The following is an 11,946-nucleotide window of genomic DNA, read 5'->3' on the forward strand; positions in this document are numbered from 1 at the left end:
GTCGTTAAAATTGTAAGTTAAGTCCGAACAAAAAGTTTCTCGTTGTTGGATAGGCTGATAGCTCAATTCCCGATGTGCCCGAAGGTCCGCCAACGTCTTGACGATCAGCAGCATTGGCATTCTCTGAAATTCCTGATATTTCTGGAGAAAAGCCAGAGTATTTGGTGAACATAAATGGGTTCTGTGCTGATAAATAGATGCGTAATTTAGAAGTTGGTGAATACAGTTTATCGAATGTATAGCCCAGTGTGATGTTATTGATGCGGAAATAAGCACCAGACTCTAGGTAATAGCTAGACGCATAAGAGTCTCTTGCTGCGCCTGGGTGTTCGTTTGTCGATCCCGCACCAGTCCAACGTTGGTTGAATGTTTCGGCAGTAATGTTCTCTCCACCATCAATACGTGTCCCTTTAAGTGCATTGTAGATTTTGTTCCCCCAAACACCATAACCATAAACAGAAAAATCAAAAGCTTTGTAATTCATACCAAGATTAATTCCGTAAGTTGAAGTCGGTATGTAGGAACCTAGAAAAACTTTATCACGGTTATCAATCACACCATCATCATTTTGATCTTTGTAACGTAAATGACCAGGTAGTGGCGTGCCATATTTTGCATTTTCTGTATTTGCTATTTCTTCTTGGCTTTGCCATACGCCTTCAGTTTCCCACATCCACCAACCATACAGTGGTTGTCCAACGCGTAGTTGTTTCGTAATCTGGCCATTGGATAAGCTTCCGCCTGTTGCACCATCATATGCAGCCTTAACTTCTGTAACTTTATTTTTATTGTAAGAATAGTTGACACCAACAGAATAATTAAAATCATCATTCACCCTTTTGTTCCAGGTCAACATAGCCTCAATACCCTGATTTAAAACTTTTGCACCGTGATCGAAGAAGTTTTGAGCATTTGCTGAATTTAAAGTTGGAGTAACATTTAGGATAGCATTTGTATTTAATTTGTGGTAATAGTCAACAGATCCCGATAGTTGGTTGTTCAAAATCGTGAAATCCATACCGAAACCAGTTTCTTGTGTTTTTTCCCAGCCAATATTTGCTGCTGGAGTTCCAAAAGCAGCACCATAAACTAGTGCTTGATTTGGACCAAATACATAATTATAGGTCGATGAACTGGGAGACGTAAGAATTTGTGATGTATTTAAAGGTACATCTTGATTACCTAAAATTCCCCAATTTCCGCGGATTTTTAAAAAGTTAAGCCATTCTGCATCTTGAATGAATTTTTCATTACTTATCGTCCAACCGGCACCAAAAGATGGGAAAGTATCCCAAAATTTACCGCTTGATTTGAATGCACTAGATCCGTCTCTTCTCATTGTAGCAGTTAAATAGTATCTGCTGTCGTAGTTATATTGAACTCGACCGAAATAAGAAGCTAAAGCATTTTCTGTAAAATAAGTTTGTTCTACTGTTTTTGCGTAATCTATGTTAGAGCTATTTGCTAAATTAACATTCCAATACTGTTCCTTGGAAGGCACATCATATCCTAATGCAGAAAAACTATTTCCGATGTTAAATTTTTCTCGAGACATACCCAAAGTAGCCTCAACATTATGTTTACCAAAGCTCTTTTGGAAGTTTAAGAAATTTTCCCAAACCCAGCGTAAGGTCTCGTTTTGACTTACATTTAAAGAGTTATTTGCATAGGTTGTTGATGTTGGGTTGTTTGTTTTGAAATCATTAAACTGAGCCTCAGTTCGTGTTGGGTCTGCATTCAACCAGGCATCACGAATATCTGTAAAGGTTCTGCCTTTGTAAAAATACTTAGTTGCTCCCACGCGCGAGGTGAATTTTAAGAAATCGGTAATTTTATATTCACCTTCAAATCCTCCTTGTAAAATAGTACTTTTTTGTAGTTCATTATAGCGTGCTGCTTCGTATACTGGATTGCCGATAGAATTTAATGCACCGATTTCATCGCCAGACGCTCCTTCATAGGTTACAACACCGGTGGTTTTATTTATGAACGGTGTTCCATAGCGTCCGTTAGGATACATCACCGGTACCAAAGGCGATTGTCTGTAGGCAGAGTTAAATGCACTGAAAGGTTTTGGCGTATTTTCTGTAACAGTTAGATTTAAGGTTTGGTTGAATTTTAATTTCCCCTCTAAAAATTTGTAGGTATTGTTATTACGAACGGTGTTTCTTTTGAATTTAGAACCTTCCAAAACACCGTTTTCCGTATAATTATTTGCACTTAAGAAATAATCAACACGCTCTGATCCGCCAGAAAGATTTATAGTATTGTTAAAAACAGATCCTGTTTGCAATAATTCATCATACCAATCTGTTTCATACGGTTGTCCACTTTCGTTGATACTGTAATTTGCGCCAATTGTTTCTAGGTTTTCGTTAACATACTGTGCGTATTGTTGGCCATTCGCCATTTTAACACGGTTTAAAACATTCTTGATACCAGAAAAATTTTCATAATTGATTTTAAAAGTGCCCGCTTTCCCTTTTTTTGTGGTGATAATAATAACGCCGTTAGCTGCACGTAGTCCATAGATAGACGCCGATGAAGCATCTTTTAATATGTCCATAGATTCGATGTCTGTAGGGTTAATATTATTTATATTCATGACGGGCATACCATCTACAACATATAATGGAGCCCTTCCCCCCAATGCCGTACCCATACCGCGAATAATAACATTTGGAGCGGTTCCAGGTGCTTCCGAGGCGACGATATTTAAGCCAGAAACCTTACCTTGAACAGATTGCATGGCAGACATCGCCGGTTGTTTTGCGATTTCGTCAGCTTTTACTGAAGAGATAGCTCCCGTTAAATCAGCCTTTTTTTGCGTACCGTAACCAATTACCACAACCTCTTCTAAGGAGCGGTCTTCATTCATCAGTAGGACGTTCAAATTGGTTTGGCTTCCAACAACGATTGTTTGGGCAGTATAACCGATAAAACGGAAAGTTAGGGAATCGCTCGAATTCGCCTGAAGTGAGAACTTTCCCGTCGCGTCGGTCTGCGCATTTTGCCCGCTGCTAGAGATGACAGTCACGCCGGGAAGTACAAAAAGCGATTCGCTGTCTTTGACTGTGCCGGTGACAGTTTTAACCTGCGCATACCCATAGAAGAGGGTAGAGGTTAAGAACAATAAGAGTGTAAATAACTTCCTCATAGGACTAGTTTGTTTAGTATTACTTTGTATTAGTTATGAAACAATAACTGGTTGCGTTAACACAGTGTTTATAATTATAACAAAGATGTGATGTATTCGTTTCGAGAGGAAATTATTTGATTTCACATTACTACTTCAAACTAAAATTGCTGCTACAAATCCATATTTATTTTTGTGTAAATAATTTGATTTACAGTTTATTATGTTGTGTGAGTGATTGCTCAAATATTTTTTGTTAGTGTATTTGGTACACTATTATGTTGTAGTGGTGATGATGTAGTGTTTTACAGTTCAAGAAGAAATTCACTCAGGTTTTTTTCGGTTGGAAGATTGAATTTTTTACGTAAACGGTATCGTCTAATCTCCACACCTCTGGTGCTGATATTCAAAAGAGAGGCAATATCTTTACTCGACATGTTTAGCCGAAGGTAGGCACATAACTTTAGGTCGTTTGGTGAAAGAGAAGGGTATTCGGTTTTTAGTTTTTTAAAGAAGTTTTCATGAGATTCGTTAAAGCTTTTCTCGAACAAGTCCCAATCGCGTTCGTCACTTCTTGCATTATCAATAAGTTTGTTCACCTTTTGCAATTGATCGTTGGAGAGTTTTTTTCCATCCCGATCTTTTACATTTAGCAGCTCCTCATGTAGGTTGTTGAGGAGTTCGTTTTTATACACGATATTGGTTGCTGCATTGGCCAGTTCACGATTTTTTAGTTCGAGTTCTTGTTCTAGCTGCTCATTTTTCAATTCAACTAACTTCTTTTCATTCTGCTCGGTTTCTCTGCGTAGAATTTCTTCTTGACGCCTCTGTAGCTTCTTTTGGATATGAAGCTTATCCTTGGTTATTTTATCAATGATTAGTTTGCGAGCAACAAAGAATGAAAAAAATCCAGCAATCAGATAAATAATTAATGCATGCCACTGCAGATACCAAGGTGCGAGGATATGGAATCTAATTTCCGTTGTTTCTGATATTTCGCCTGTTGCGGTGATTGCCCTTACTTTGAATGTATAGTTACCCCAGCCTAGGTTAGTGAAATCAATATAAGGGGTCTCGAGGGGAAGTGACCAATCACTTTGATATCCTTCTAGGATGTATTGGTACTTCAAGGGGCTTTTGGTGAACCAGGGAGAAGAAAATAATATCCGTATACTATTTTGTCTGTTGGGTATGCCGCTAAGGAGATTGATGTAACGAAGGGAATCTTGAGCGGCAGATATATCTTGAAACCCCTTAATAAGCGGAGGTGTGAGTTTTTCATTTTGATTAAAGTTACTGTCGTATATTGCAATGCCGTTATCTAGGCCAAAAAGCAGTTTACGTCCGACATGTTGCACCACCTCGTAGTTTTTCATTACGATGTCTTGTAGTATATTAAAAGTCGATGAATCGATCTGTAATTGATTTTGACGAAAAGTAACTTTTGCAAAATGTCCCTCATGGGCAAATATGTATGCGTTATCGCCAAGTGGCTTGACACGACTTGACTTTGCATAGCTTCCCAATGCTTTGTTTAGTTCTTCGTAAGGTTTGAATATTGATAATACGTTGTCATAAATAAATATTCCTTTATCCGTCGTAAAAATAGCATTGCCTTCCACGGAAGATGGATTAATGCGTTGGATATTAGGGAAGTCTTTGGAAAAAAGAAATGTGTTTTTAAGCTGTATTTTTTTATAATCGTCCGTGAATGTTGCAAGTTGTATGGCATTGTTTAATACGACCCAAAAAGTATCATTGTCTTTCTGTGATACCTTGATAACGGCTGCTTTAGGTTGATCAAGTTTTTGTCTAAATTTCCATGCTCCTTCATTCTGGAAGGTCGCTAACCCTGTGTAGTTTCCTTGTAGGAAAAGTTGTGGCGAAGATTTGATTTGTATGTTAGCCCAGCCGCCAGTCCAATTGGATATTTTAGTTACGGAAGTGCCTTTTACCAAATATGTACCATCATTATGTCCGCATAAGAGTTGGTTGTCAAAAATGTCGAGAGACCATACTTGCCCCTGTGATCCAGGTACAAATTGCATATGTAGGCTTTGTTGGTCATTTCCTTCTGACCAATTACTGTAAAACAATCCTTGGTTTGTTCCAAGGTAAATTTTGTTATCAAAGACCTGTATTGCGTAAACAGTGCCTAGTTCGCCAAAAATATCATTGAAGTAATAAAAAGGAGAGTTGATTTCTATGCGATCGATACCATTGTCTAATCCTGCCCAGATATTTCCTTGTTTATCTAAAGTTAAACTTAATACCGTGTTGTTCTGAAGGCCATTGCGTTTATGGATGTGTTGTAGAAGATGGCCGTCTTTGTCTATGATGAAAATTCCATTTTTAATCGTTCCAAATGCAAAAACGTCATCATTTACTTTCAATCCATTATTTAGTTGGGCTTCTTTTAATAGTTTTGTAACGGCTAAATCAGGCTTCCAAGGCATCGCTATACCATCATCAGAAAGTAGGTATAATCCATTTTTAGCAGTTCCTACAAGGTGCTGGTTGCTTTCAAATGGAAGGATTGTTAGTACATTCGAAAGCTGATTGGCTAAAGGCGTGAAACCCTTACTTGTCCATTGTTGAAGACCTGAGGGAATTTTCTCTATCCAGATTCGGTCTTTGATTTGATGTGCGAAAAGTAGGGGTTCTCCCTGTCCGTAGTTTACCTGAATCTTTCCGTTTTCGTAACTGTAGAATTTTGAAAAAGACTGAAATATCACCGTTTTTCCTATGAAGAGAATTTTCCATATTTCGTCATTTTCCAGTATTTTACTGTCGACAAGTTGAGAAAGTTTGTGGTATTTTAATGTCCCATTTTCTTTCGTGAAATAACCAAATTCTTCTTTGCCACCGATGTAGATATCTCCGTTTGGTGCTATGGCTACACTGCGTACAAAATTTCGATTGCTTAGCGGATGGAGATCCCAATAAGCTCCGTCATAAGTCATTAATCCATTGTTATTGGCCGCATAAATAACACCATCTTTTCCCTGTGTGATGCTCCAATTTTGATTTCCTGCTTTATATTGTGACTTTGTATAATTTTGCACATAAGGATTACCTATAGAGGAAATACGTTGTGCAAAGATCGATTGGTGGAGCACAATTATGGCAAACAAAATAAATATACGAGTCATAGCGTTCAAATCTTCCGAAGACGCAATTTACAAACTACCCTACGTTAAAACAAAATCTTATTCTTAACCGGAACAATCAGGGGATTGTTTTATATTGCGCTATGATTTCTTACGCAAATGCTAAAATAAATGTTGGCCTGAATATTATAGGGAAGCGGCCAGATGGCTATCATGATTTACAAACTGTTTTTTATCCATTTCCATTATACGACATTATCGAAATGCACGAGAAAAAAGAAGGGGATACTTCTTTGATGATAACAGGGATGCGTTTGCCGCTTGATGATAATAATTTATGTTTAAGAGCCTACCGTTTATTGAAACAAGAATTTGATTTGCCTGCTGTGGGTTTGCACTTACATAAGCGTATACCTTTTGGAGCTGGCTTAGGCGGCGGTTCTTCAGATGCTGCGGCTGTATTGAAGATGTTGAACGAGCGATTTACATTAGGGTTAACATTTTCCAAATTGGAAGCATATGCTGGGAAATTAGGGGCTGATTGTCCATTCTTTATACAGAATACGCCTGTGTATGGAGAGGGGATTGGTACGACTTTTTCTGCTATTGATCTTGATTTGTCTAGCAAATACTTAGTTTTGATTAAGCCTGCAATTCATGTATCTACAGCAGAAGCGTATTCTGGGGTTATTCCGTGTTCTGCGGAAGAGGATTTGATGGAATTACTTCGATTGCCAGTGCAGGAATGGAAGTTTCATGTTAAAAATGATTTCGAGGACTCTTTATTTGAGAAGTATCCTGTGATTAGAGATGCGAAAATTGCCTTGTATGAGGCTGGTGCCTTATATGCATCAATGTCAGGATCTGGTTCGGCTGTCTATGGTATTTTTGCGCGTGAAGTAGACTTGTCTGCTTTAAAGACTTTTGGTGATGTATATTATCCTATCCGTTTATAAAATTAGGTTAAAATAAAAAAGCTCATCAATTGATGAGCTTTTTTTGCCGTACCTAGGGCGGGAATCGAACCCGCACTCCTTTAACAGGAACAGGATTTTAAGTCCTGCGTGTCTACCAGTTCCACCACCTAGGCAACTGAGCGAAAGACGAGATTCGAACTCGCGACCCCAACCTTGGCAAGGTTGTGCTCTACCAACTGAGCTACTTTCGCTTAACGTGGTGCAAATATAGAAGAATTTAATAAAGTGTCAAAATAAAAAACGAAAAATATTTTTAACGTTGCCCGGTACCGAACAACCAAGGTATCCGGGCAACAGTTAAAAACAAGAGTATTTATAGTTCTTCGTCGTGCTGACTTGCGTCTAGACCAAGGACTTCGTCTTTTTCGCTTACACGTAGTGGTGCAAGTAAATCTGTTATTTTCAATAATAAGAGGGCACCTAGGAATGCAAAGGCAGATGCGCCTACTAATGCAATAAGATGCGCTGTAAATAAGCCAGTTTCTCCAAAGAACAAGCCGTTTGTTGTGACAACGCTGTTTACCGAGCTATGTGCGAAAACACCTGTAAGCAACATGCCGACCATACCGCCTACACCGTGACAAGGGAAAACATCTAAGGTGTCATCGATTCCTTTTTTCGTGCGCCAGATTACCAATAAGTTACTGATTACTGCTGCGACAACTCCAATAATTAAAGAGTGAGGTATCGTTACAAAGCCAGCTGCTGGGGTTATGGCAACAAGTCCTACGACTGCACCGATACAAGCGCCCATAGCTGATGGCTTTTTGCCTTTAAGAATATCGAAGAAGATCCAAGCCATGGCCGCCGCCGCTGAGGCTGTTGTTGTTGTTGCAAAAGCAGAAGCAGCAAGTTCATTTGCTCCGCCGGCTGAACCAGCATTAAATCCGAACCAACCGAACCAAAGTAAACCTGTTCCTAATATGACATAGCTAATTCTTGAAGGTGTGTGTTCTTGTTCTTTACGTTTGCCAAGATAAAGTGCTGATGCTAGCGCGGCCCATCCTGCTGACATATGCACTACCGTACCTCCGGCAAAATCTAATACACCCATTTTTGCAAGAATTCCTTCTGGATGCCAAGTCGCATGAGCTAAAGGAGCGTAGATCAAAATCACAAAAAGAGTGATGAAAATTAAGTAAGAATTGAATTTGATGCGTTCTGCAAATGCTCCTGTTATAAGTGCAGGTGTAATAACTGCAAATTTTAGTTGGAACATTGCGAATAGAGCAATTGGAACCGTAGGTAATGCTGCCCAGCTCGTGTTACCTAGCATGCCTTTCATCATGTAGAATGTTGATGGGTTACCTATGATTCCTCCAATGTCTTCCCCAAAAGCCAAGCTGAATCCAAAAACGACCCAAATAATTGTGATAAGTCCCATACACACAAAGCTTTGTAGCATAGTTGAGATAACATTCTTTTTTCTAACCATACCTCCATAGAAGAAGGCTAGGCCCGGGGTCATGAGTAAAACAAGAGCAGCCGACATTAATAACCAGGCTGTATCTCCTGTGTCGATGGTGCTTTCTGCTACCGTTGTAACTTCGGTAGATGGGGCGATTAGTGCAAGGATCGCTGCGATGGCCAAGGCTCCAAATGGGAGAATCTTTTTCATTTTTTAATCTGGATTAGTTAGTAATAAACTTTTTTAATTCTTTGATTTTTTTCTTTGTTTTCTTTTGATTTATCTTCTTGATTAGTCTTTTCATTGCAAATATTGTAATATATTTTGTTATTATGTATAAAAAAAATAATTTTTTTTAAAAAAAATATAAAAAATAGGCTTGTTTGTGGTGTTTAGTTGATTTTTATTGTTTTTAATTTACATATTTTGATTTCTTTTTAACTTTTTTTGATTTTTTTTCTTGTAATCTTCGTTTTTAATTTCATTATTTGTGTGTAAAATTGAAAAAACGAAGTGTAAATTCAGATTTTCTTTCTTTTTTAGTTATTTTCAGGTAGTTCTTTATAAAGAAAAAATAATTTACAATAAACGTTCTTTGTTTTCTTGAATTTGTTCTTGGTTTTTTATTTTAAAAATTAACTACTATCTAAATTTTAAAAAATAAACTGAACTGATTATGAGAAAATTTTTATCAATACTCGCAATTTCAATGACTAGTGTTTCTTTGATGGCTCAAGAAAGTACTCCTTTGGAAATTTCCGGTTACGCTGATGCTTATTGGAAATATGATTTTGCGAAAAGATCAAATATCCCAGGGTATTTCGCTCAAGACCAAAATTCATTATCTCTTGGGATGTTGGGTTTGGGGTTAAAGAAATCTACAGGTAAGGCTACCTTTGTAGGAGAACTGGCTTTTGGTCCTAGGGGACAGTATTATACGATTCCAAATGGTGATCAAAATGAATTAAACGAAGGAAATTCCTTTCATATTCAAAACCTGTATGCGTCTTATAACTTTACGGATAAATTCAGTATGACGGCAGGTTATATGGGGACTTTTGTAGGCTATGAGGTTATATCTCCCGTAGCTAACTTTCACTATTCTGATTCTTATTTATTTGGTGCTGGCCCTTTTCAGAATGCGGGGATCAAAGCTACCTATGCTTTTTCTGACAAAGTTTCCTTGATGGCGGGTCTTTTTAATGATTGGAATGTTTATCAAGATTTTAATGGGTTGTCTCACTTTGGGGCGCAACTTTCTTTGACGCCAATGGAGGGCTTTAGTGCTTATTTAAACTTCTTGACAGGGTCTTCAGATGGTGCTGCAGATAACTACAGCTCAGGTACATTGGTGGATTTGGTTGCGAGCTATAGTGTTTCAGATAAATTCAGCTTGGGTTTGAATGCTGCTGATTATTCTCGTCAATCGGATATGGGGGGCTACAGTGGGGTGGCCTTGTATCCACGTTTTAATGTGACAGAGAATATCGGATTCGGCGTTCGTGCGGAATACTTCAAAACAAAAGATGTAGAGCTGGAGGGTATGGATCCTGAGGAAGGTGCGCAAACGACTGCTTTTACGCTTTCGGCTAATTTAAAGCACGGAGGTCTTACCATTATTCCTGAAATTCGGTTAGACAACAATAATCAGTCTGCTTTTTTGAAAAAAGACGGGTTAACAGGTACTAAACAAGCTACACAGGCTTCTATAGCATTGGTTTACGCTTTTTAATGTTTATTGTTTTTAGGTTTTAATAATTTATTTCAAAATTCAGGCCTCATCTTTGATGAGGCCTGATTGTTTTATACGTTATTTCGTTTTGATTTCTTCGATTTCCTTTTTCAACGCTTCGATTTGTTCTTGTTGCTCTTTTATTGCGGCGACAAGCATCGGTATAAGACTTTCCTTATCGACTTCTTCGTATTTCGCTACTTTCGAAGTGTTTTTTCCTTCGGTGTATACTTTGGAAGAAGTTTGTACAAGTGCTGGAAAAGTGTTTTCGACATTGCTTGCTAAAAATCCGTATTGGTCTCCGGCAGGCAAAGCTAAATTTTTAAACTTCTCTGTATTGTAGTTGAAAGCAATGGGTTCTAAATTTTTTAGTTGCTCTGTCGAGTTTGCTATTTTAGTAACATTGATTTTTAAATCTTGTTCGTCTACATTTTTTTGTTGAGCAAAACTGCTGAATGAAAATCCAGTCATAATCAAAAGGCTGTATAGGCCGTTGATGAAAAATTTTTTCATAATAGTATATACTAATTAAAATAAGATGTGATGCTAATTGTTCAATATAAACTATTGGACAATGAAATAGAAATAGTTAAACTACGTTTGGAGGAGGGTAGTGCAAGCTTAAACTTACATGCGGTAGTTCTTCGGTTTGTGTAGGTGTAACCTTTGATATCCTAAAGCTGATGAATGGATGGTTTACTGTGTTGACTAGAAAAACTTCATCGTCAAAGGAACGCTTAGTTTCGGGTTCCTCTTTTTCGTTAGAGGTATCGTCTGTTTGTTCTGTGTCGAATTTGCTATGATCAACATGAAAAGAAAGGAAGCAGTTGCTAGATAAAAAAATACCTAATATGAAGTATAAAATAACTACGACTCCTTTGTTTCTCATTCCTATTTAAAAAATAAATTTATTACTTCCCTTGATTTTTGTTCGTATACCGTGTGGCGATATACAATATATTTATTTTTTTCAAATATAGGACTTTAAGACGAAGTATACAAGGTTTTGTTGATCTTTTCTGTCTGTTTAATAAGGTTTTAAATGATTGTATTTGATGTTATAATTTCTCTGTTTTGTCAAAAATAAGATCGTTTTCGAAGCCTTTTGTTTGTAAAAATCGAATTAATTTTGCTTTCTCATTTAGAGAAAGCTTATTTGTGTTGTGAATAGTTTTTTTATCGATGGTTTCCGTGAGTTTTTTTTCATATTCATCCGGATCAATCTCGCGTAACGCGATTTTTAGGAGGGGTTCTGTTATTTTTTTTGCTTTTAAATGCTGTCTTATCTTGATTTTCCCCCAACCTTTCATTCTAAATTTTCCTAAAGCGTATGCTTTTGCAAATCTTTCTTCATTTAGGAAATTTTCTTCAATCAAAGCCGCGATAATATTTTCGGTTTCATTCTGATGTAATCCCCAAGAATAGAGCTTATCTCTAACCTCTTGTTGCGCCCTTTCCTGGTAGGCACAGTAGCTCTCGGCTTTCACTTTAGCTTGTAGATATGTTAAAGTTTTCCTTTGATTATTTTCTTCGTTCATTATGCAAATCTTCAAAAAATGATACACTTATTGAAAATATTGATG

Annotated in this window: 7 protein-coding genes and 2 tRNA genes; 2 read left to right on the plus strand and 7 right to left on the minus strand. The window is 37.5% G+C overall.

The genetic code is table 11. The annotated features are described in order from the left end of the window. Positions 1–4: 4 nt before the first annotated feature. Positions 5–3,157, minus strand: a complete 3,153-nt coding sequence (locus ACSZOX_RS04560) for a SusC/RagA family TonB-linked outer membrane protein (protein WP_437918628.1) — start codon at positions 3,155–3,157, stop codon at positions 5–7. A gap of 284 nt (positions 3,158–3,441) precedes the next feature. Beyond that, on the minus strand, positions 3,442–6,288 hold the full coding sequence (locus ACSZOX_RS04565) for a triple tyrosine motif-containing protein (protein ID WP_437918629.1): 2,847 nt from the start codon (positions 6,286–6,288) through the stop codon (positions 3,442–3,444). A gap of 101 nt (positions 6,289–6,389) precedes the next feature. On the opposite strand from ACSZOX_RS04565, the gene ispE reads away from it, so the two are divergent. Beyond that, positions 6,390–7,202, plus strand: a complete 813-nt coding sequence (gene ispE / locus ACSZOX_RS04570; RefSeq protein ID WP_437918630.1) for a 4-(cytidine 5'-diphospho)-2-C-methyl-D-erythritol kinase — start codon at positions 6,390–6,392, stop codon at positions 7,200–7,202. 49 nt (positions 7,203–7,251) lie between these two features. On the opposite strand, the gene ACSZOX_RS04575 is transcribed toward ispE, so the two are convergent. The 3 genes from ACSZOX_RS04575 to ACSZOX_RS04585 all read right to left on the minus strand — a co-directional run bounded on the left by ACSZOX_RS04575 (position 7,252) and on the right by ACSZOX_RS04585 (position 8,841). Next, positions 7,252–7,336, minus strand: a tRNA-Leu gene (locus ACSZOX_RS04575). Positions 7,337–7,341: 5 nt separating this feature from the next. Beyond that, positions 7,342–7,414: transfer RNA gene (locus ACSZOX_RS04580), tRNA-Gly, on the minus strand. 122 nt (positions 7,415–7,536) lie between these two features. Further along, positions 7,537–8,841, minus strand: coding sequence for an ammonium transporter (locus ACSZOX_RS04585; protein ID WP_437918631.1), 1,305 nt, complete (start codon positions 8,839–8,841; stop codon positions 7,537–7,539). Positions 8,842–9,307: 466 nt separating this feature from the next. Between ACSZOX_RS04585 and ACSZOX_RS04590 the strand changes: the two genes are divergently transcribed. Then, positions 9,308–10,363 carry a porin gene (locus tag ACSZOX_RS04590; RefSeq protein WP_437918632.1) on the plus strand — a complete coding sequence of 352 codons (1,056 nt, stop codon included), beginning with the start codon at positions 9,308–9,310 and terminating at the stop codon, positions 10,361–10,363. Between the two features lie 78 nt (positions 10,364–10,441). Here the strand turns inward: ACSZOX_RS04590 and ACSZOX_RS04595 are convergent, their stop codons facing one another. Beyond that, the gene (locus ACSZOX_RS04595) at positions 10,442–10,876 is read right to left on the minus strand and encodes a tail fiber domain-containing protein (protein ID WP_437918633.1); all 435 of its coding nucleotides are present in this window, start codon (positions 10,874–10,876) and stop codon (positions 10,442–10,444) included. Between the two features lie 545 nt (positions 10,877–11,421). Next, positions 11,422–11,901 (minus strand): regulatory protein RecX, encoded by a 480-nt coding sequence (locus ACSZOX_RS04600; RefSeq protein ID WP_437918634.1) that lies wholly within the window; start codon positions 11,899–11,901, stop codon positions 11,422–11,424. Between the last annotated feature and the right edge of the window lie 45 nt (positions 11,902–11,946).

Origin of the sequence: Sphingobacterium sp. LRF_L2 (genome assembly GCF_965644235.1) — a bacterium.
In the GTDB taxonomy this organism is placed as follows: domain Bacteria; phylum Bacteroidota; class Bacteroidia; order Sphingobacteriales; family Sphingobacteriaceae; genus Sphingobacterium.